This is a genomic window from Streptomyces asiaticus, assembly GCF_018138715.1.
Lineage (GTDB): Bacteria > Actinomycetota > Actinomycetes > Streptomycetales > Streptomycetaceae > Streptomyces > Streptomyces asiaticus.
Window position 1 is genome coordinate 6,423,038 of the sequence record NZ_JAGSHX010000006.1, and the last position, 18,869, is coordinate 6,441,906.

The following is an 18,869-nucleotide window of genomic DNA, read 5'->3' on the forward strand; positions in this document are numbered from 1 at the left end:
CCAGGGGCAGATCGTCCAGGGGAGGTCAGGGGAGACCCAAGGGAGTGGAGATGGATCCGATCGATGACCTTCTCGCCACGATGAAGATCGAGGACGCGCGGTATGTGCGAGTGGATGCCCGTGCGCCCTGGGGAATCTCGTTCCCTCCCCGGCACCTCGCTCGGCTGGTCCTGATCTCCCGTGGTGCGTGCCGGCTCGTCGCGGACACGCTCGCCGGGCCGCAGCGGCTGGAGACGAACGACTGCTTCCTGGTCCGGGCGGGGGTGAGATTCACGCTTCAGGACGAGGCGGGCAGCGAGGTCGTGGACTGCGACGGACTGGTCTCCCAGGTCCCCGGCGACTCGGCGCGAGTCGGGGGCGACGGTGAGCTCACGCAGATCGTCTCCACCCGGTTCGCCTTCGACGCCGTGGCGGCAGAACCGCTCTTCGCGCTCCTGCCGCCGGTGTTCCGGCTGAATCTGGACGACGCGTCCAGTCAACTGCTGCGCACCACGTTCGACCTCATCGCGCGGGAGAGCGCGGCGGGCGGGCTCGGCGGTGGCTTCATCATGAGCCGTCTGTCCGATGTGCTCTTCGTCCAGGCGCTGCGGACCTGTTGTACGGATGTCGGCGGCGGGACCGTCGGCTGGATCGCCGCGCTGCGGGATCCGCGACTGGCGGTTGCCATGGAGGAGTTGCACGCGGACCTGGCCCATCCGTGGACGGTCGACGAACTCGCCCGCACGGCGGGGATGTCACGCTCGGCGTTCGCCGCCCTGTTCAAGGAGAGGACGGGGGACACCCCGCTGGGCTACCTCACGGCATGGCGCATGTACCGGGTCAAGGTCCTGCTCCGCGAGACGCGGCTGAGTGTCCAGGAGATCGCTGTCCGCGTCGGATACGACACCGGCAGCGCGTTGAGCCGTGCCTTTTCGGGCAGGGAGGGCGTCACCCCCGGCGCCTGGCGGAAGCTGACGGGCCATTGAGCCGTCACCGTCACTGCCATGGCCTTTGCGCCGGGCCCTCAGCCGTGCAGCCGCAAGCCCTTCGTCACCTTGTCCACCTGGCCGCGCGGCCCGTAGACCGCGAGGCCCACCAGGTTCAGGGCGTCGGCATCGACGGCGCGGACCGTGGCGCGGTTGTCGTCCTCGTTGTCGGTGGCGAAGAGGTCCTCGGTGTAGAGGGACATCGGCAGGTCGCGGGAGAGGGCACGGGCGTGGGTGCGGGTGAGGGCGGGGGCGTCGGCGGCGTAGACGAGGACCGGTTCGCGGAACATCGGCAGGTAGACATTGCCCGAGGCGTCCTCGTACGGCTTGCCGACGATCTCGTCCGAGGCGTGCGCCAGGCCGCTGGAGAGGAAGGCGGTCACGTTCAGCTTCTGCCAGTCGGCGAGGTCGGTACGGACAATGACGGCGATCTTGGTGTCGAAGCGCATGCCGTCACTCTCGCCACTGCGGCGACCTGCGGTCTTGAACGCTCGTGCGCCACGGCACAATGGATCCGTGGTTGCCGTCGGAGAAGGGGAGCGGGGCCGGGAGGACTGGGCCCGGTACTGGCGCGATCCCGACCGGCCCGTGGAGGCCATGCACGCGCACTTTTTCAGCCACCGTTTCCATCCCCACAGCCATGACACCTACTCCTTCGCCGTGACCGAGGTCGGCGCCCAGCGCTTCCGGTGCCGGGGGGCGCTACGGACCAGCGGGGCGGGGATGGTGATGGTCTTCAATCCCGACGATCCGCATGACGGGGAGGCGGCCGCCGAGCTCGGCTACAAGTACCGCATCGTCCACATAGGTCCCGATGTGGTGCGGAACGTCCTCGCCGATGTGGCCGACAGCGCGGACGGCCGGGCGGCGCTGCCGCTGTTCGACCGGCCCGTGGTCTCCGATCCGCTGCTGCCCCGCGCCCTGCTGCGGCTGCACACCGCGCTGGTCGGCGGCGCCGGTCCGCTGGTGCGGGACGAGCGGCTGACCACGGCCGTCGGGGCGATGGTGCGGCGCGGGGCCACCGGGCCGCTGTGGGCCCGGGAGCTTCCGGACGGGAGCGGGGAGCAGGTCCGGGCCGCGCGGCGGGCCAGGGCGCTGCTGGAGGAGGCGTACGCGGAGGAGATCCCGGCGGCGCGGCTCGCGGAGGCCGCCGGATGCAGCCGCTTCGCGCTCTACCGGGCGTTCCGCGCCGCGTACGGGATGGCGCCGAGCGACTTCCAGCGGCAGCTCCGGCTGCGCCGGGCGCGCGGGCTGCTGGTGGCGGGCAGCAGCGCGGCGGAGGCCGCGGCCCAGGCGGGGTTCGCCGACCAGGCCCACTTCCACCGCTGGTTCGTACGGTGCTTCGGTGTGACGCCGGGAACATTTCAGCGCGCGGCGAGTGCCGATTCGCGGCGCACCCCGCGGCCCTGATGAAATTGGCCCGGACCATACGGACCCTCGCGGAGCGCAAGGACCCTGCCAAAGCCTGACATCTTTCGGACAACCCCGGACGACAGTCAGGTGAAGAGGGGGTGTTCGGCGTCTGAGTAGTGGGCTCAGTAGGGTCTCCAAACATCCGGGACAGTTGAAGAGGGCGAGTGGGGGAGCGGCACGGCGTGGCGAACGTGGAGCGGAGCGGACTGGGGAGAAGCCCGGACACGGGGCCGGCCCCCGGCGCCGTAGGGGCGCGGACGTCGCGGACCAGAATGGGGCTGGTGGCCCTGTGGCTCCTGGCGGGCGTGCTGGCGGTCCGTCAGGCGGCGGCGGTGCTGCGGCTGCCGCCCGATGAGCGGCTGACCGATCTGGAGACCTGGATCGGCCACCAGGGTGTGCTGCATGTCAGCGGGTCGCTGTACGACGGGGACTCCTTCACCGGCACCCCGTTCTCCGGGCTCGTCCTCAAACCGCTGACGCAGGCCGCCGAGCAGAGCCTCGGGGTCGCCTGGACCTTCGGCACCCTGCTGCTGGTCGTGGTCCTCGGGCTGGTCGTGGCCCGGTCGCTGCCCGGCCCGGTCTCCCGCCGCACCTCGCTGATCGCCGCACCGCTGGCCATCAGCCTGCTGGTGCTGTCGCTTCCGGTGCGCAACACCTTCACCCTCGGCCAGACCAGCATCATCCCGGTGCTCCTGGTCGTCCTCACCGTGCTGCCCAGAACCTCCGGACGGCAGGCCGGTGTGCTCATCGGAGTGGCCGCGGCGCTCCAGCCCTCGCTGCTGCTGTTCGCCGTCGTGCTGTGGCTGATCGGACGGCGCCGGGCCGCCGCGCTCGCGGGTGCCACGTTCGCCGTGTGCACCGCGCTCGCCTGGGCGGCCATGCCGCGCGACTCGTGGACGTACTGGGGGCACCACATCGGCGGCTTCGGGCTCGGTGCCCCCGCCGACAGCCTGGCCAACCAGTCGCTGCACGGGCTGCTGCTGCGCATCGGCCTCGAGGGCCCGGCGGAGCTCGCGCTGCTGACCGTGCTCGCGGTCGTGGTCGCGGTGATCGGCCTGCGGCGCGCGGTGCGCTATGCGAGGGACGGGCAGCTGCTGCTCGCCGCCGCCATCACCGGGAGCGTGGCGCTGGCGGTCTCGCCCACCTCCTGGCAGCACCAGCAGCTGTGGATCCTGCTGGCCGTGGTCGGCCGGGTGGGGCGGCGCGGCTCCGACCGGCTGGTGTGGCCGGTTCTGGTCGTACTGGCGATGTCGCTCAACCGCACCGCGCTGCTGCCCGACATCGAGATCCTCGGTCATATCGGCTACAATGCGCCGCTGCTCGCCGCGCTCGCCGCCGCCTGTCTGGTGCCGTTCCTCTCCCGCACCTCGCCGCGGTGGGACGACCCCGAGCCGACGCCGGTCGCCGAACCGGCCAGGAGCCGCTTCGCCTGGGTGCCGCTGCTGCGCGTCCTCAAGCGGCCGCTGTCCCGCCCGAACCTGATGCTCGAGCTGATGCTGATCCGCGTCGGCTACTTCGCCTACTCCTGGATCCGCGGCCACGCCCCGGACGAGCGCAGCGTGGCCGAGGGCCACGGAGACCAGGTGCTCACCCTCGAGGGCTGGCTGCACATCGACATCGAGCACTGGTTCAACGCCATCGTGGCCGACACCGGATGGCTCAAAGACTGGATGAACTGGTACTACAGCACCTTCCACTTCCTGATTCCGCTGTCCCTGCTGGGCTGGCTGTATCTGCGCCGCCCCGCGACGTACCGCTGGGCCCGCACCCCGCTCGCCTTCGCCACGCTGCTCGCCCTCGTCGGCTTCTGGCTCTACCCGCTGGCCCCGCCGCGGCTGATGGGGCTCGGCTACGTGGACACCGCGCACGGCCCGCAGGACCTCGACAACCCGGACTTCGGCGCGCTCACCAAGCTGTCCAACCAGTACGCGGCCATGCCGTCGCTGCATGTGGGGTGGTCGCTGTGGTGCGGGGTGGTCATCGCGATCGTGGCGCCGTACGTCTGGGCGAAGGTGCTCGGCATCCTGTATCCGCTGCTGACCACGGCGGTCATCGTGGGCACCGCGAACCACTATGTGCTGGACGCGATCGGTGGCGCGGTGATCGTCACGGCCGGGTTCGCGTTGCAGTACGTGTTCCTCGGCGTGGGCCGGCGCCCGCACGAGGAGGCGCCACCGCTGTCGGCGACGATGGGCGCCGCGGTCGCCCGGGCCAGAGGGCTGGTCCCGGGTCTGGTACGGCAGCGCGGCGGGCAGCACGACGCCGCCGAGGCCGGGGAGAAGGACCGGTCAGGGGGCGGTGAGTCCCCCGAAAAGGGGGCTGGGGCTCGCGTTGAGCGGCATGACCAGCGGGTCTAGCGTGGTGAGAAGGGGGCGGAAAGGCGTGAAAACGCGTTAAACGGGGGGATCCGGGAATCGAGACGGGGAGCGGGGACCCCGACCGAGGAGGGATCAACGATGTCCCTGGTGAAGGCAGTAACCGCGGCGGTCGCGATGGGCGCCTCAATGGCTATCGCGACACCCGCGGTCGCCGCGCCGCCGCACCCCTTCGTCGTCGTCCACGACAGGTTCCAGCCGGCGTCGGAGGCGAAGCACGCCGGTGCGGTGACGTACGACAAGTCGCTGGTGCCCACGTCCGCGACGGTGTTCATCGCGGAGGCGCGGCTGAGCGGCGAGGGCATGATGAACCACCACGAAGGTGGCGAAGGCCACGGCCACTACAAGATGCACAAGGGCACGTTCGTGTTCATCAGCGTGCGTGGCCTCGCGGCCGACCACCACTTCGGGATCCATGTCCATACGAAGCCGTGTGGCACCAAGCCCGACTCGTCGGGGCCGCACTACCAGAACAAGCGGGACCCCAAGCAGCCCTCGACCAACCCGAAGTACGCCAACCCGCACAACGAGGTGTGGCTGGACCTCACCACCAAGAGCGACGGCAAGGGCTGGGCCAAGTCCTGGGTGAAGTGGAACTTCCGGTCCGGTGAGGCCCGTTCCGTGGTGATCCACAAGCATGCGACGGACACCACGTCGGGCAAGGCAGGGCAGGCGGGCGCCCGGGTGGCATGTGTGAACGTGCCGTTCAAGTAGTTCCGTCGGCGTCCACGGCGCTCGGTGGAGGGCGGGCGGGCCTCACGGCGGCAGCAGTCCGCCCTCCACCGAGGCGTCCCTGATCTCCTCGTACAGCGCGCGCAGCGTCTCGCTCACGGCCACCCGCGGCAGATTCAGCCCGTCCAGCGCCTCGGCGTCCACGGGGGCGTGGCTGTCGGTGGCCATGTCGCCCCAGCCCTGGCCGGTCAGACAGCGCATCAGGGTGGGGTTGAGCCGGTCCACCCCGCGCACCAGGCACGCCTCGGCCGTACGGCCCTCCTCGTACTCCCGCCACAGCGCGAGGAGTTCGGCCCCCAGCGGTGCGGGGAGCGAGGCGAAGCGCGGCGGTTCACCGCCCGCGGCGCCCCGCTCCACCGCGTCCATCTCGACGAGGTCGTGCATCAGGCACAGCTTGAGCATCTTGGTGAGGTCGAGCCGCCGCCCGGCCTCGCGCTCGAACTCGGCGTGCAGGATCCAGCTCACCATCGCCAGGTGCCAGGAGTGCTCCGCGACGCTCTCCTTGCGCTCCGGGGTGGCGTTGTTGGGGCGCTCGGTCTCACGGAGGCGGGCGGTGAGGGCTATGAAGTCGAAGAGTCTTCGACGGTCGCCCGCCGCGCCGTGCGGGCCGTACATCTCGCTCATGGCGGTCAGTGTGCCCCCGCCCGGTGGGTTGTGGGACTCCTGGCGCGGCACGAACAGCTTACGTGTAGGTCACTCCGAGCCCCCTACATGTAGGTCATCCTGAGCCGCTTACGTGTAGGTCACCCTGAGCTCCTTGATCCCGTTCAGCCAGGCCGAGCGCAGCCGCCGGGGCTCACCCGCGAGCCGGATGTCCGGCAGGGTGTCCGCGATGGCGTTGAAAATCAGCCGGATCTCCAGCTCCGCCAGGCTCTTGCCGAGGCAGAAGTGCGGTCCGCCGCCGCCGAAGCCGAGGTGGGGGTTGGGGTCGCGGGTGATGTCGAAGACCTCGGGGCCGTCGAAGACCTCGGGGTCGTTGTTGGCGGACGAGTAGAACACGCCGACCCGCTGCCCCGCCTCGACGCGCTGCCCGCCGAGTTCGGTGTCCTGGGTGGCGGTGCGCTGGAAGGACATCACGGGGGTGGCCCAGCGCACGATCTCGTCGGCGGCGGTGGCGGGGCGCTCGGCCTTGAACAGCTCCCACTGGTCGGGGTGGGTGAGGAAGGCGTGCATCCCGTGGCTGATGGCGTTGCGCGTGGTCTCGTTGCCGGCGACGGCGAGCAGCAGTACGAAGAAGCCGAACTCGTCCGAGCCCAGATTGCCCTCGTCCTCGGCGGCCACCAGCCGGCTGACGATGTCCTCGGCCGGGCACGCCTTGCGGTCGGCGGCGAGGTTCATGGAGTACGAGATCAGCTCCATGGCCGACTCGGCGCCGATCTCCTCGGTGATGGCCAGTTCGGGATCGTCGTACGCGACCATCTTGTTGGACCAGTCGAAGATCTTGGACCGGTCCTGCTGGGGGATGCCGATCAGCTCGGCGATCGCCTGAAGCGGCAGTTCGCAGGCCACATCGGTGACGAAGTCCCCGCTGCCGCTCTCCCTGGCCCCGGCCACGATGCGGGTGGCGCGGTCGCGCAGGGCGTCCTCGAGGGCGCGGATGGCGCGCGGGGTGAAGCCGCGCTGGACGATCTGGCGGACCCGGGTGTGCTCGGGCGGATCCATGTTCAGCATGATCAGCTTCTGGACGTCGATCTGATCGCGCTGGATGTGCTCGTTGAACCGGATGATCGCGGTGTTGGCGTGGGAGGAGAAGATCTCCGGCCGGGTGGAGACCTCCTTGACATCGGCATGGCGGGTGACGGCCCAGTAGCCGTCGTCGTCGAAGCCGGCCACGCCGTGTGGCTGGGGGATCCAGCACACCGGGGCCGTCTGCCGCAGCTGGGCGAGCTCCGGGAGTGGCACCCGATGCTGATGGAGGTCGGGGTCGGTGAGGTCAAAGCCTTCGGGGAGCGCTGGACAGGACATCGGCCACTCCAGAGATCTGACGGCCTATCAGAAGTGTCCGCAAGGTAGTAACGGGTTCTACAAGTAGCAAGAGAAATCGCGGCCATTGTTTCGGGGGATCGGTGCCCCCGAGGTCCGCTCAACCCCTGCACAACCCTTGCGCCGCCGGGCCGGGCCTCAGCAGACTGAGTCGAAGAACTAGAACGCGTACTAGTTCTGACGCGGGCGCTGCCGGGAGCCCCGCGGATGCGATGAGAGGACGAGACAGCCATGGCCGCCGAACCCGTCATCGTCGAAGCAGTCCGCACGCCCATCGGCAAGCGCGGAGGCGCGCTCGCCAACCTCCACCCCGCCTATCTGCTCGGCGAGACCTACCGCGAACTCCTCGCCCGCACCGGCATTCAGCCCGACTGCGTCGAGCAGATCGTCGGCGGCACGGTCACCCACGCCGGGGAGCAGTCGATGAACCCCGCACGCACGGCCTGGCTGACGATGGGGCTGCCGTACGAGACCGCGGCGACGACGGTGGACTGTCAGTGCGGCTCTTCGCAGCAAGCCAATCATATGGTGGCCAACATGGTCGCCACCGGTGTCATCGACATCGGCATAGGGTGCGGCGTCGAGGCCATGTCGCGGGTGCCGCTGGGCAGCGGCTCCAAACACGGCCCGGGCAAACCGTTCCCCGAGGAGTGGAACGTGGATCTGCCCAATCAGTTCCAGGCCGCCGAACGGATCGCCCGCAACCGCGGCCTGACCCGTGAGAACGTCGACGCCCTCGGGCTGATCTCCCAGGAACGGGCGGCGCGGGCCTGGGCCGAGGAGCGGTTCAAGCGCGAGACCTTCGCGGTGCAGGTGCCCACGACGGAGGAGGAGCAGACGGCCGGCGAGGGCATGTGGCGCGCCGTCGACCGGGACGAGGGGCTGCGCGACACCAGCATGGAGGCGCTGGCCGGACTCAAGCCCATCATGCCCACCGCCGTGCACACGGCGGGCAACTCCTCCCAGATCTCCGACGGCGCCTGCGCGGTCCTGTGGGCCTCCAAACGCATGGCCCGCGCCCTCAAACTCCGCCCCCGCGCCCGCATCGTGGCCCAGGCCCTGGTCGGCACCGATCCGCACTTCCACCTGGACGGGCCGATCGACGCCACGAAGGCGGTCCTGGGCAAGGCCGGGATGACCCTGAAGAACATCGACCTGATCGAGATCAACGAGGCGTTCGCCTCGGTGGTGCTCTCCTGGGCGCAGGTCTTCGAGCAGAACCTGGAGAAGGTGAACGTGAACGGCGGCGCGATCGCCCTGGGGCACCCCGTGGGGGCCACGGGGGCCCGTCTGATCACGACGGCGCTGCATGAACTGGAGCGCGCGGACAAGGAGTTCGCGCTGATCACGATGTGCGCGGGCGGGGCGCTGGCCACGGGCACGATCATTCAGCGGCTGTAGGGGGGCGGGAGCGAACTCTCGCCGTCCGTCGGCGGGCGGGGGCCTTCGGGAGCGCACCCGGTGCCGCCGGGCGTGCCAACGCCCTCATCCGGGATACTGAGCGCGTCGAGGAGGCCGACGCGGTGGACGTCGACCTGTGTGCGCGTCGCGTCCAAGGTGAACGGCCCGGACGTCGCCGTCTCACGGCGGGGGCGGTCTCCTCGTCGGCTCCGTCGAGAAGGACCAGCGCGGTCGATGGTCCTCACCCCGCGGCCGGAGGAGGACCATCGCCGTGCTGCTGGGGACTCAGTACGTCATCAGGTCGTGTCCGGCCCGACCTTGCTCGAACGCACGAGTCCCACGAATGAAGACCACCCGGCCGGGCTGAACAGCAGGGCCGGGCCACTCGGATCCTTTGAGTCGCGCACAGCGATCCGCCCGCAGGCAGCGATCACATGGGCGACCTCGACGCAGCTATTGCCCGAGCCGCCGCTGTACGACGACTTGTACCAGGCGTCTTCGGGTGCCAGCTCAGAGGCTGTTATGTGAGTATTGATGGCTCTACAACTCTCGTGCTAGTCGTTGCATGAACTCTGGCGTTTCCTCGGATGGGAGCGCCGAGGCGATCATCTGGTTGAACCTACGGTTGAACCGTGCCACCTCCTTCGGCTTATCCGAAGTAGAGACCCCACCCCATGCGTTGTCGACCTGGGCGGCGTCGGCGGTCTGCGGCAGCGGATCCAGTCCGAGCAGGAGAACGGCCCCGCCGGTGCGGATGACCAGGGCCGTCCAGTCGGGGCGGGTCGGCAGTCTCAATCGACGGGAGGCGCCCGGGAAGTGCAGCAGCACCTGGCCGCCGATGATCTGCAGGCATCGGCCGGCGTCCGGGACCGCGTCCCTGGCCCCGGCCAGTCCGCCGAGGCTGTCGGCGAGACGCCGCATGCGGGCCTCGGTTGCGTCGGCAGCGTCGGGGACGGTGAAGGCCGGGCTGTGGGTGATCAGGATGTGGGCGACCTCGCGGCCGTCCGGGCCGGTGCCGGGCCAGGTCCAGGCGGCGAGTAACACCAGCAGCCGAAGCTCGGGGCCGGGCGGGGTGATGATGATGCTCATACTGTTGTCTCTCCCGTGGCCTTGAAGCAGGACCAGACGATCTTCCCGAACGGGGTGCGGTTCTGAACTCCCCAGTCGTCGGACAGCGCGGCGACAAGTGTCAGCCCGCGTCCGGAAAGGTCGGTGTCGGCGGCCTGGCGGGCCTCGGGGTGCTGGCGGCGGCTGTCGTGCACTTCCAGGCGTACGACTTCCTCGTCGACGTCGAGTTTGACCAGGAAGCCGTGTCCGGGGGCGGTGCCGTGGACCAGGGCGTTCGTCGCGAGCTCGGAGACGCAGAGCCGGACGTCCTCGGCGCGACCTGTCAGGCCCCACTCAGCCAGGGCGTCGGCGGTGAACGCCCGTGCCCTGCCGATCGATTCGGGCCGGGCGTCGAAGAACCGCTGGATCGTGTCGCTCATCGTGGCCCTCATGACTCGGCGTCCAGGACGCGGGTGATTCCAGGACTGCGGCGGCGGACGGGGCCGCTGCGGGAGATGGACGGGTGCGTGAGGCGAGGACCGCGGACCAGCAGAAGCCGGGAGCCGGCCGCCTCGATCCGGCGCCCGCGCTCGGCGGCTATGACCTTGGGGCCCAGGTGCGACATGGCCGGGGCGATCACGCCATAGACGTCCGGCAGGGCCAGCACGTCCAGTAGCCCGGTGAACGCCGCCGAAGACGGGTCGACGCTCACCTCCCGGTCAGTGAAGAGGCCGGACAGTTGCAACTCATGGCTGCGGCAGTACTCCGCGAGCGACGCGGTCAGCGCCGCTTGCCGGGCCGCGGAGACCCGCACCAGCCGCAGGAATCCGTAAACCACCGGGCCGCTGACCTGGCGATGCTCCGTGAGGGGTTCCATGCTGAGGACCGTCCAAGAGACTCGAGAAGTGGTGACGCTCTTGAGCGTGGTCTCATCCCAGCTCCGAGCCAATCACCGGCCGTTCTACTTCCGTTCCACTTCCGTCCCGCCGCCTCATCGCATCTGCTTCGATGACCGGTGGAAGGGAGTGACGCGTGGCGACCGTGCACCACTGGACCGGGCTGGAGGCCAAGGCCCTGCGGCTCGCCCTGCGACTGAGCGTGCGGGCCTTCGCCCAGCACCTCGGCCTGGCGGTGGCGACCGTCTCCAAGTGGGAGGGCAAGCTCGCCGACACCGAGCCCAGACCCGACACCCAGGCCATCCTCGACACCGCACTCGGCCGCGCTGACGCCTCCGTCCACCTGCGCCTCGAAACTCTCCTGTCCGAGATGACCAGCGCGGTGACCACCGCCCGGCGACGTGTCACCGCCTCCGGGCCCAGGGCCTGGGAGTACGAATCCTGGGCCGATGACCTGGACCGGGTCGTGGTCGCCCTGTCCCGGCAGAACTTCGCCTTCGCCGACAGCCTGCTCAGCCGCTGGCTCGGCCGCTTCAAGGCCCCCGAACTGGACGAGAAGGGCCTGTATCTGTTCGCCCGCTCGACCGCCCTGCTCGGCGACCTCAAACGCGACCGGGGCGCTGTGCTCGGACCGCTCTCGGCCCAGCACTCCTATGCCGGTGCCCGCGCGGTCTTCACCCAGCTCGACATCCCCCGCCGCGTCGCCCAGCTCGACCTGTCCCTCGCGGTGGTCACGGAGATGTCCGGGAAGCTGGAGATCGCTGCCCGCAACTACGAAACCCTCGCTGTCGACGACCGGCTCTCCCGCCGCGACCGCGCAAGGGCCCGGCTGTGGGTGGGGACCGCGCTGAGCAAGGACGGCGACCATGACTATGCGACCCGCGTCATGCAGGCCGCGACCCGGGACTTCGAAGACCTCCAGGAACCCGACGACTGGTCGGTGGCCCACCAGAAACTCGCCCTCGCCCGCCGCGGCGCCGGCGACCTCACCCAGGCCCTGCACTTCATCGACATCGCCCGCAGCAGCGGGACCACCGAATCACCGATGCAACGCGTGCGACTGGACACAGCCCATGGCCACATCCTGCTCTCCGACACAGCGACCCGGGATGATGGACTCCTCGTCCTCGACCAGGCCGCCAAGGCGGCCGCGCAGTACGGACTCGTGCACCAGCTGCGCAGTATCGAGGGCATCAAGGCCATGAGCGAGGGGCCGGCCGGGCCCCGGCAACGGTGACCAGGGAGAACACACGCGTGAGTGACAACCAGCAGGGCATCACCGAAGACCAGTGGCGGCAGGCCAAGCTGATCTGGGACTACCACCAGATGAGCCATGACGTGCGGCCGGTCGACGCCGCGATCGGCCTGGGCAGCCACGACCTCGGCGTCCCCGCTTTCTGTGCCGAGCTGTATCGAGCCGGGCTCTTCACGACCCTGGTCTTCACCGGCGGGCCCAACCCCACCGCCCCGCAACGGTTCCCCCGCGGCGAGGCCGTGCACTTCCGCGAGCACGCCATCGAGCTCGGCGTCCCCGCCGAAGCGATCCTGCTGGAGCCCACGGCCCGCAACACGGGCCAGAACCTCACCCTCTCCCGCGACGTCCTGGCCGCCGCCGGGATCGTCCCCAAGACCGTGCTGCTGGCCTCCATGCCCTATATGGAGCGACGCGCATTCGCCACCGCCCGCAAGGTGTGGCCCGAGGTCGAGGTGGTCTGTGCCTCGGCGCCACTGGAGTTCGACGACTACCTCAAGACGATCGGCGACGACAAGCACGTCGTCGACCAGCTCGTCGGCGACCTCCAGCGGGTCATCGAGTATCCGAAGCTCGGATTCGCCATCGAGCAGGAGGTCCCGGAGGACGTGCATGCAGCGTACGAATCCCTCATCCGCAACGGCTTCACCAGCCGCCTCATCTCCTGAGCTGCCCGCCCCCGGCGGACTGTGCGCCATCCACCAGCCCAATGTGTTCCCGAGGTTGACCACGCTGGCCAAGCTGTTCGCGGCGGACTACTGGATCGTCCTGGACGACGTGCAGTTCACCCGCCGCGACTACCAGCACCGGGCCCGCCTCGCCGCCCTCGACGACCCGGCCCGCGAGCGGTGGCTTTCCATCCCCACCCACTTGCCCCACGGACGGCCCACCCTCATCCGGGACGCTCTGATCGACGACCCGGACCGGGCCCGACGACGGACCGCCGGGATGCTGCGGCAGCACTTCCGCCCCAGCCCTCACTGGCCCGCCCTCGCTGAGGCCCTGGACCCGGTGCTGGACGCCTTCACCACCGGCAAGACCGCCGCCGTCGCCGCCGCATCCACCCGCGTCCTGCTGGACCTGCTCGGCTGGCGGGGCCAGATCCTCACCAGCAGCCGACTGCCCTCCCGACCAGGCCGGTCTCAGCGGCTCGCCGACCTCGCCGCAGCGACCGGCGCCCGCGCGTATCTGTGCGGGACTGGCGGCATGACCTATCTCGACCAAGCCCCGTTCGCGGCCCGGAACATCGCCGTGACACCATTCCGGCCGCCGACAACCGGCATCTGGCCCTCCGGCCGCCGACTCAGTGCCCTGTGGGCCCTCGCAGCCCTCGGCCCGCAGGCCGTGGCCGCCCGCCTCCAGCCCCTCGCCGCCGACCACACCGTGCTGCGGGCCGCCGCCTGGCCTCAGCCGTCCCCCTCCTCGAGGAAGGGGGGGACGTACCACTGAACGTCCCCAGTCGCGTACGACTCGGTGAGCGACGTCCACTGTTCAAGACTCGGGGGCCTGGCACGTTCACATGACTCCCCTGTGCAGCACAGCCTTGCCCCAGAACGCCGCCGCGTCAGTCGTGCGCTCGGTTCTGATCGCGCATCATGTTGCGCAGGGCCTGCCGGGCGGCGATGAGGTCGTCCTGGGCCTCGGTGAGCTGGTTCTGCAGCCTGTCGCGGTCGGTTTCGGTGCGGGAAAGCTTGCTGGCGAGATTCTGGTTGGCCGTCGTGAGTTCGTCGATCCGGGCGACGAGCTCCGTTTGGGTGGTCTGTCCGACCTGCTGGCCGAGGCTGCGCTGGACTGCTGCCTTGAGCCGGTCTCTCTCTTCCCGCAGGGTCCGGAGCTCGCTGCGGGCAAGTTCCAGGTCGGTGGCGATGCTCGCCGCGCTGGCGGCGGCACCGGCCTTGCGCTCCAGTTTCTCCTTGCCGGCTTGGCTCTTGCGGGCGGCCTCGATGTGCTCGCGCACGCCCTCGGCGTAGACGAGCCAGTTCGACACCCCGGCGGCCTTGGCGACGCCGAGGAAGGTGATCGGCTCGCCCTTGGCCTTCATCTCGTCCACGACCGCGAGGACCCTGGTCCGTTTGGCCAGGCTGTCTTGTTTCCTGGCTTCGCGGAGCACGTCGGCGGGGGTGCGCTTGGCGGTCACGCGCTGGCCTCGTCGGCGGGGCGGATCGTGGGCATGGGCAGGGCCACAGGCCCGGAACCGGTGGATCCTGCGCGCAGACGCCGCAGGACCTTGCTGGCCTCTTCGACCTCGTGGCGTTCCTCGTCGGACATGGACTCCATCTTCGCCTTCATCTTCTTGATCACGTTCTGGTAGTCCGCGATCTCGCCCTCCATGCCCTTGATCGTGTAGTCCGCGGCGCCCATCGCGCGGGCCGCTTCCAGGTTGGCCTTCAGGCTTCGGACCTGGTCCTCGATGGCGGGAAGGTGCGACGGGTCGGGGCGATAAGATCCGCAGCCTGCGCACTGGAAGCGGATCGGGCAGGCATTGCCTCCGGCCTTCACGTTGGACGGCTCGACGCAGTTGCCCCAGAGGACGGCGACCGATCGCATCTCGTAGGCTGTGGCTGAGCCCATGGGTGCGGAGTCGCCCTGCCGGTCGACCGTGAGGACTCTCAGCGTGTCCACCGCCTCGCGCTTCATCTTCTTCGATACCTGGTAGTACGCGGCGGTGGTGTTCGCCGATCTGTGGTCCATGAGGGCTTGCAGGACATGCAACGGGACGCCGGCGTCCGCGTATCGCTGGCAGAAGGTGTGCCGGAAGGCGTAGGGGAAGACCTTGTCCCGGTCGAACGGCAGCGGCGTGCCGTCACGGCCCAGTTCCTCCGAGTCCAGGACGGGGATCGAGTCGGCCCACGCTCGGATGTACCGTGCGAGGTTTCCGGTGTCGAGATGCCGGTGGCGATTGGTGATGGCGGGGAAGAGGTGGCCCGCGCTGTTGACCGGCAGGTCCCACCGGGCCCGAATCTCCTGCCAGTCCTTGATCGCGTCGGCGGTCTGCTGGTGGACCGGCAGGCGTCGGCGCCGTCGTCGGCCTTTCATGTTGTGCCAGACCAGCTGGTACTCGCCCTTGTCGAACTCCAGGCAGTTCAGGTCGAGGCCCGCGATCTCGGCGGGCCGCCGCCCGGTGTCCCGCAGCACCACGTATGCCGTGCGGAGCATTGCGCTGACGGCCTCGGCGGGTAGATCTCCGTAGGGGATGCCCTGGCCCAACAGATGAATATTTTCATCAAGTTGGCGGATCACCACATCGGGGAGGGCCTTGCCGATCTCTTCGTCGTTCTCGTCGACCTTCTTGATCGTGTGGTGGTTCGGGTGACGGACAAAGCGGGGAGACAGGCCGTCCAGTATTCCCTCGCGGCGCCCGAAGTCCAGGAGGTTGAAGAACTGGGCGGCCCTCTTGATCTGGGTGGTCGAGGAGTAGACGTCGCCTTGTCTGCCCCGGGCGGTCCGGAACGCGTCAACGACGGCGGTCACGTCCGAGAACTGGAGCTTCCCCGGATCTTCGCCGCCTCCAGAGCGCAGCTGAAGGGCCCGTGAGGCGATCACGCACGCCCAGTGGTGTTCGCGCAGCTCCTTGCTGTCGGGGTTCGTGGTCCGGGCCCAGTGCATCACGAGTTCCCGCAGCCATCCCTGCCGGATCTGACCGAAGTCGAGAGAACTGGGATTGCGAAGCGCGCTCTCGGTCTTCTTGAGAGAAGGAAACTGCTGGCTGACGCTCCGCAGGTCCCAGACCAGCGTCTGTGCCGGATCGACACCCCGGAACCGGTCGAAGCCCGTGACGATCTCCCACCGCAGCCCCCGCAGGAAACTGACGGTCCCGGTGTTCCCCGCCTGGGCAGGATCCGGCAGCGACTCACCTGCCAGGGCGATGCTCGGCAGCTCGGCGAGCAAGTCGACGGCGCCCCGTACCGCTTGGGGGGAGAGCGTCTGCCCGCGTGCGTCACGCTGCTGGAGAACATAGAGCATTTCCAGCCGCGCGAGCGGCGACAGTGGAGCGAGCGAGAACATGTGAGCAGCCAGAAACGGCGACTGCCGCTCGGCCCACCGCTCAGCAGCCGCCGCTTCGTCTCCAGCGAGGTCGGCCGGGTTCGCCTCAAGCCGCCACTTCCGATGATGTGTGCGACACAGGCCGTTGTTCTGGGCCTTCTCCCTTGAACACCCCGGCACCCGGCACGGCTCTGCGGCAGCCAACGGCTGCTGACGCGCCACCCACGCCGCCTTGTCGGCACCGGGCCGCTTCTTGGCCTTCGCCCACCCACGGTAGTGAACCTGGCAGAGCCCCAGGGAGAAAGCGTTCCTGGGACAGGAGGACACCGCGCAGGAGGCAAGAGGTCGATGTGCGGCGACGCGTCGGAACTCCCGCGTGTAGGTGGCCTCGTACTCCTCCTTGGCCAGGCCGCTGTCGCGGTAGGCGTCCCGGCAAGGTTTGCAGTAGCCCGGCGACGTGACCACGGTCCCGCACCCGGTGACCGGGCAGACCGAAACAGCGGTGTGCGGACTGTCCGGGTCACCGACGAACAGCAGCACTTCCGCGTTCCATTCACTCGGGCGCCAGTTGGCGTTGAGCTCTCCACGCAGCCACTCGGCCCAGGCTCCGGCAAGGTCAGTGTCCTCCGGGCGGTGATCCGGCTGCCGCTGAGCCGGAAAGACGGCGACGGTCACGACCGGGCCTCCCCGAGCGCGGCGACGTGGTTCACGGCGTCGCGCTTCTCCTGGTCGCTGGCGTGGGTGTACTGGTCCATGGACTGCCGCGACACATGCCCGGCCATATCCATGATCAGGTAGTCGGGCTTGCCCTCGCGGCGCCAGCGAGTGATTGCGGAATGGCGCAGCATGTGGGGGCGGGTGGGGAACCCTGCCTTCTTCGCCAGCCGCTGGAACAACTCGTAGGTGCTCGGGTACTTCATCGGCTGCCCGAGCGGGGCGGCGAAGAGGTTGACGAACACCATGTCGCAGTCCGCCGCTTCACGCACTCGGTCCCGCTCCCACTGGTAGTCGGCGTACAGACCGCCGATGTCCTCACCGACCGGGATCCAGCGAGGCTTGCGAGTCTTGGCCAGGGCCCCGTTGGCGTTCTGACGCCGCCGGACATGGATGTGCGGCCCGGCGACCGAGCAGCCCAGCACCTTGGAACTGGCCAACAGGTGCATGTCCTCGCGGCGCAGCCCCAAGGCCTCCCCGATACGGATGCCAGTGACGGCCAAGAGCGCGACTAGCAGACGGTCGCGGGCGTGCACGGTGCAGTCCAGCACCTTCCTGATCTCCTCACCCGTCAGGTACTCGTAGCCAGGGACCACGACCTTGAACTTGATCGTCTTGACATCGACGGTCGAGAACTGGCCCTCTTCGCCGCAGTCGTAGCCGGGCGGTGCGTATCGCAGCTGCTTCGGCTCGTACAGCTTCGCGGCCAGGTCGGCCGACACAGGGTCATCGTCGAGCAGCGCGCAGTACCGAAGGAACCGGAAGACCGTACCGACGACGGCGTTGGCCGTGCTCTTGGACCGGTGCTTCGGTTCCGCGCTCGCCCGGCGCCCTCTGGACGGCATCGGCTCGTCCACAAGCCAGTTCAGAAAGCCGGCGAGCTGCCGCATCGACGGGGCGGCCCAGTCGATGCCGTGATCCACGCAGTAGCACAGGTACAGGGCGATGCGACCGGCATAGGTGCGTCCGGTGTTCACCGAGGCGTCCTCGGCGCCGCGCAGCGAGTCGAGGTACGCCGACGCGTGATGGTGCAACTGGTAGTCAGGGTCCACCACGACCCACATGGGCGAGCCGTCGACGGGGGAGAGCGCCTTCTCGGAACGGAACGGTTGAGGTAGCGAGCTGATAGCTCCGTACGTCACTTGAACCCCGATGATATGTGTGAGGCACGTTGGCCTTCACCATACATGCCTCACGTGCCAGAGACTGTTTCAGATGCCCAAGATAATCGCCGGTCCGCTCGCTCTGCTCGCCATCGCCGCCCGCGACGGCATCTTCGTGAGCGGCCACCTCAACGCGATCGAACGGATCTGTGCCTGGTTCGACCGCTGGAGGCAGGAGAGCGCGGCCGGTCCCTGGTGGCCCCACTTGATCACCCGCGCCCAGTACCGCGGCGAGCAGCCGCCCGCCGCCCAGCCGTCCAGGCCCTCCTGGTGCTACGGCACAGCGGGGCATGCCAGGTCGCAGCAACTCGCCGCCCTGGCGGTCGGCGACACTCCACGTCAGCAGGCAGTCGAAAGCGCGCTGGCAAAGGCACTCACCAATCCTGAGCAACTCGCCGCAACAACTGACAAGAGCCTGTGCCACGGGTACGCCGGCATGGCCCACATCGCCGCGCAGGCAGCCGCCGACGCGCTCACCCAGGACCTCGACGTCTGTATCCCCCAGCTCCTCTACGAGATCGGCACCGACCCGGACGCTGTGGCCACCTCCCTGACACAAACAGATGGCAGTGACATCGGGCTTCTGGAAGGGGGAGCCGGAGTCGCGCTGGCTCTCCTCACGGTCGCAACCGGTGCTCCGCTCTCCGGCTGGGACGCATTCCTCCTGATGAACTGATGACCCCAGGGAAGGCAGTGCCATGCAGATCACGCAGGAGTGGCCGCAGTACGGCATCGAGTGCACCGATCGCCACGTTGCCGAGCAGGTGGCAGCTCAACGCCTCAACCCCCAGCTGGCGACCTTGGTCGCCGACGGCGCGATCACCTCTTGGTGGTTCATCCGCAAGCCGCCCGGCCTGCGGCTCCGCTATCTCCCTGCCGACGGCCGGGCCCACCGACAGCTCAAGGCCCTTCTCGATGCCCTGACCGCTGAGGGCAGGATCATC

At 69.2% G+C, this 18,869-nt stretch carries 19 protein-coding genes and 1 pseudogene; 10 read left to right on the forward strand and 10 right to left on the reverse strand.

Annotation, left to right across the window (positions count from 1 at the left end):
* Nucleotides 1-50: 50 nt before the first annotated feature.
* A complete protein-coding gene (locus KHP12_RS35150; RefSeq protein WP_167442433.1) occupies nucleotides 51-965 on the forward strand; it encodes an AraC family transcriptional regulator in 915 nt (304 codons plus the stop codon).
* 38 nt (nucleotides 966-1,003) lie between these two features.
* On the opposite strand, the gene KHP12_RS35155 is transcribed toward KHP12_RS35150, so the two are convergent.
* Nucleotides 1,004-1,414 (reverse strand): DUF2000 domain-containing protein, encoded by a 411-nt coding sequence (locus KHP12_RS35155; protein ID WP_037947148.1) that lies wholly within the window; start codon nucleotides 1,412-1,414, stop codon nucleotides 1,004-1,006.
* Nucleotides 1,415-1,562: 148 nt separating this feature from the next.
* Here KHP12_RS35155 and KHP12_RS35160 point away from each other — a divergent pair, with 148 nt between their 5' ends.
* From KHP12_RS35160 to KHP12_RS35170, 3 genes are all read left to right on the forward strand, one after another.
* Nucleotides 1,563-2,375 carry an AraC family transcriptional regulator gene (locus KHP12_RS35160; RefSeq protein WP_244202671.1) on the forward strand — a complete coding sequence of 271 codons (813 nt, stop codon included), beginning with the start codon at nucleotides 1,563-1,565 and terminating at the stop codon, nucleotides 2,373-2,375.
* Nucleotides 2,376-2,650: 275 nt separating this feature from the next.
* Nucleotides 2,651-4,735: a bifunctional glycosyltransferase 87/phosphatase PAP2 family protein gene (locus KHP12_RS35165; protein WP_086880908.1), complete on the forward strand. Its 2,085-nt coding sequence runs from the start codon at nucleotides 2,651-2,653 to the stop codon at nucleotides 4,733-4,735.
* 99 nt (nucleotides 4,736-4,834) lie between these two features.
* Entirely contained in the window at nucleotides 4,835-5,467 is a 633-nt protein-coding gene (locus KHP12_RS35170) for a superoxide dismutase family protein (protein WP_086880907.1), read from the forward strand.
* A gap of 42 nt (nucleotides 5,468-5,509) precedes the next feature.
* Here the strand turns inward: KHP12_RS35170 and KHP12_RS35175 are convergent, their stop codons facing one another.
* A complete protein-coding gene (locus KHP12_RS35175; protein WP_086880906.1) occupies nucleotides 5,510-6,109 on the reverse strand; it encodes an HD domain-containing protein in 600 nt (199 codons plus the stop codon).
* Nucleotides 6,110-6,217: 108 nt separating this feature from the next.
* Nucleotides 6,218-7,450 carry a cytochrome P450 gene (locus tag KHP12_RS35180; RefSeq protein ID WP_211834069.1) on the reverse strand — a complete coding sequence of 411 codons (1,233 nt, stop codon included), beginning with the start codon at nucleotides 7,448-7,450 and terminating at the stop codon, nucleotides 6,218-6,220.
* Between the two features lie 249 nt (nucleotides 7,451-7,699).
* On the opposite strand from KHP12_RS35180, the gene KHP12_RS35185 reads away from it, so the two are divergent.
* A complete protein-coding gene (locus KHP12_RS35185; RefSeq protein ID WP_086880904.1) occupies nucleotides 7,700-8,869 on the forward strand; it encodes a steroid 3-ketoacyl-CoA thiolase in 1,170 nt (389 codons plus the stop codon).
* Nucleotides 8,870-9,165: 296 nt separating this feature from the next.
* On the opposite strand, the gene KHP12_RS35190 is transcribed toward KHP12_RS35185, so the two are convergent.
* Genes KHP12_RS35190 through KHP12_RS35205 form a run of 4 tightly spaced genes read right to left on the reverse strand, consistent with a single transcriptional unit; the run spans nucleotide 9,166 to nucleotide 10,793 of the window.
* Nucleotides 9,166-9,405, reverse strand: a complete 240-nt coding sequence (locus KHP12_RS35190) for a DUF397 domain-containing protein (protein WP_086880903.1) — start codon at nucleotides 9,403-9,405, stop codon at nucleotides 9,166-9,168.
* Between the two features lie 4 nt (nucleotides 9,406-9,409).
* Nucleotides 9,410-9,958 (reverse strand): hypothetical protein, encoded by a 549-nt coding sequence (locus KHP12_RS35195; RefSeq protein ID WP_208652926.1) that lies wholly within the window; start codon nucleotides 9,956-9,958, stop codon nucleotides 9,410-9,412.
* The gene (locus KHP12_RS35200) at nucleotides 9,955-10,356 is read right to left on the reverse strand and encodes an ATP-binding protein (protein ID WP_086880902.1); all 402 of its coding nucleotides are present in this window, start codon (nucleotides 10,354-10,356) and stop codon (nucleotides 9,955-9,957) included. The genes KHP12_RS35195 and KHP12_RS35200 overlap by 4 nt, the downstream gene beginning before the upstream one ends.
* 8 nt (nucleotides 10,357-10,364) lie before the next feature.
* Complete coding sequence (locus tag KHP12_RS35205) at nucleotides 10,365-10,793, reverse strand: hypothetical protein (protein ID WP_086880901.1); 429 nt, start codon at nucleotides 10,791-10,793, stop codon at nucleotides 10,365-10,367.
* 155 nt (nucleotides 10,794-10,948) lie between these two features.
* On the opposite strand from KHP12_RS35205, the gene KHP12_RS35210 reads away from it, so the two are divergent.
* The 3 genes from KHP12_RS35210 to KHP12_RS35220 are packed head-to-tail and all read left to right on the forward strand — an operon-like array spanning nucleotide 10,949 to nucleotide 13,513.
* Nucleotides 10,949-12,049 (forward strand): helix-turn-helix domain-containing protein, encoded by a 1,101-nt coding sequence (locus KHP12_RS35210; protein WP_086880900.1) that lies wholly within the window; start codon nucleotides 10,949-10,951, stop codon nucleotides 12,047-12,049.
* 17 nt (nucleotides 12,050-12,066) lie between these two features.
* A complete protein-coding gene (locus tag KHP12_RS35215) occupies nucleotides 12,067-12,732 on the forward strand; it encodes a YdcF family protein (protein WP_086880920.1) in 666 nt (221 codons plus the stop codon).
* A gap of 19 nt (nucleotides 12,733-12,751) precedes the next feature.
* On the forward strand, nucleotides 12,752-13,513 hold the full coding sequence (locus KHP12_RS35220; protein WP_281429950.1) for a WbqC family protein: 762 nt from the start codon (nucleotides 12,752-12,754) through the stop codon (nucleotides 13,511-13,513).
* A gap of 115 nt (nucleotides 13,514-13,628) precedes the next feature.
* Here the strand turns inward: KHP12_RS35220 and KHP12_RS35225 are convergent, their stop codons facing one another.
* The 3 genes from KHP12_RS35225 to KHP12_RS35235 are packed head-to-tail and all read right to left on the reverse strand — an operon-like array spanning nucleotide 13,629 to nucleotide 17,904.
* Nucleotides 13,629-14,201, reverse strand: a complete 573-nt coding sequence (locus KHP12_RS35225; RefSeq protein WP_086880899.1) for a DUF6262 family protein — start codon at nucleotides 14,199-14,201, stop codon at nucleotides 13,629-13,631.
* Nucleotides 14,198-16,723: a tyrosine-type recombinase/integrase gene (locus tag KHP12_RS52990; RefSeq protein ID WP_211834071.1), complete on the reverse strand. Its 2,526-nt coding sequence runs from the start codon at nucleotides 16,721-16,723 to the stop codon at nucleotides 14,198-14,200. Before KHP12_RS52990 ends, KHP12_RS35225 begins: the two co-directional genes overlap by 4 nt.
* The gene (locus tag KHP12_RS35235; RefSeq protein WP_244202666.1) at nucleotides 16,720-17,904 is read right to left on the reverse strand and encodes a tyrosine-type recombinase/integrase; all 1,185 of its coding nucleotides are present in this window, start codon (nucleotides 17,902-17,904) and stop codon (nucleotides 16,720-16,722) included. Before KHP12_RS35235 ends, KHP12_RS52990 begins: the two co-directional genes overlap by 4 nt.
* 73 nt (nucleotides 17,905-17,977) lie before the next feature.
* Here KHP12_RS35235 and KHP12_RS35240 point away from each other — a divergent pair, with 73 nt between their 5' ends.
* A complete protein-coding gene (locus KHP12_RS35240; RefSeq protein ID WP_244202665.1) occupies nucleotides 17,978-18,601 on the forward strand; it encodes a lanthionine synthetase LanC family protein in 624 nt (207 codons plus the stop codon).
* 22 nt (nucleotides 18,602-18,623) lie between these two features.
* Nucleotides 18,624-18,800: pseudogene (locus tag KHP12_RS53520) on the forward strand (lantibiotic dehydratase C-terminal domain-containing protein); the annotation flags it as partial.
* Between the last annotated feature and the right edge of the window lie 69 nt (nucleotides 18,801-18,869).

Bases quoted from the DNA above. Each gene is read 5' to 3' on its own strand.
- KHP12_RS35200 (WP_086880902.1), bottom strand. From the start codon at position 10,356: ATGAGCGACACGATCCAGCGGTTCTTCGACGCCCGGCCCGAATCGATC.
- KHP12_RS35180 (WP_211834069.1), bottom strand. From the start codon at position 7,450: ATGTCCTGTCCAGCGCTCCCCGAAGGCTTTGACCTCACCGACCCCGAC.
- KHP12_RS35165 (WP_086880908.1), top strand. From the start codon at position 2,651: ATGGGGCTGGTGGCCCTGTGGCTCCTGGCGGGCGTGCTGGCGGTCCGT.
- KHP12_RS35185 (WP_086880904.1), top strand. From the start codon at position 7,700: ATGGCCGCCGAACCCGTCATCGTCGAAGCAGTCCGCACGCCCATCGGC.
- KHP12_RS35205 (WP_086880901.1), bottom strand. From the start codon at position 10,793: ATGGAACCCCTCACGGAGCATCGCCAGGTCAGCGGCCCGGTGGTTTAC.
- KHP12_RS35195 (WP_208652926.1), bottom strand. From the start codon at position 9,958: ATGAGCATCATCATCACCCCGCCCGGCCCCGAGCTTCGGCTGCTGGTG.
- KHP12_RS35240 (WP_244202665.1), top strand. From the start codon at position 17,978: ATGCCCAAGATAATCGCCGGTCCGCTCGCTCTGCTCGCCATCGCCGCC.
- KHP12_RS35155 (WP_037947148.1), bottom strand. From the start codon at position 1,414: ATGCGCTTCGACACCAAGATCGCCGTCATTGTCCGTACCGACCTCGCC.
- KHP12_RS35160 (WP_244202671.1), top strand. From the start codon at position 1,563: ATGCACGCGCACTTTTTCAGCCACCGTTTCCATCCCCACAGCCATGAC.
- KHP12_RS35175 (WP_086880906.1), bottom strand. From the start codon at position 6,109: ATGAGCGAGATGTACGGCCCGCACGGCGCGGCGGGCGACCGTCGAAGA.
- KHP12_RS35150 (WP_167442433.1), top strand. From the start codon at position 51: ATGGATCCGATCGATGACCTTCTCGCCACGATGAAGATCGAGGACGCG.
- KHP12_RS35170 (WP_086880907.1), top strand. From the start codon at position 4,835: ATGTCCCTGGTGAAGGCAGTAACCGCGGCGGTCGCGATGGGCGCCTCA.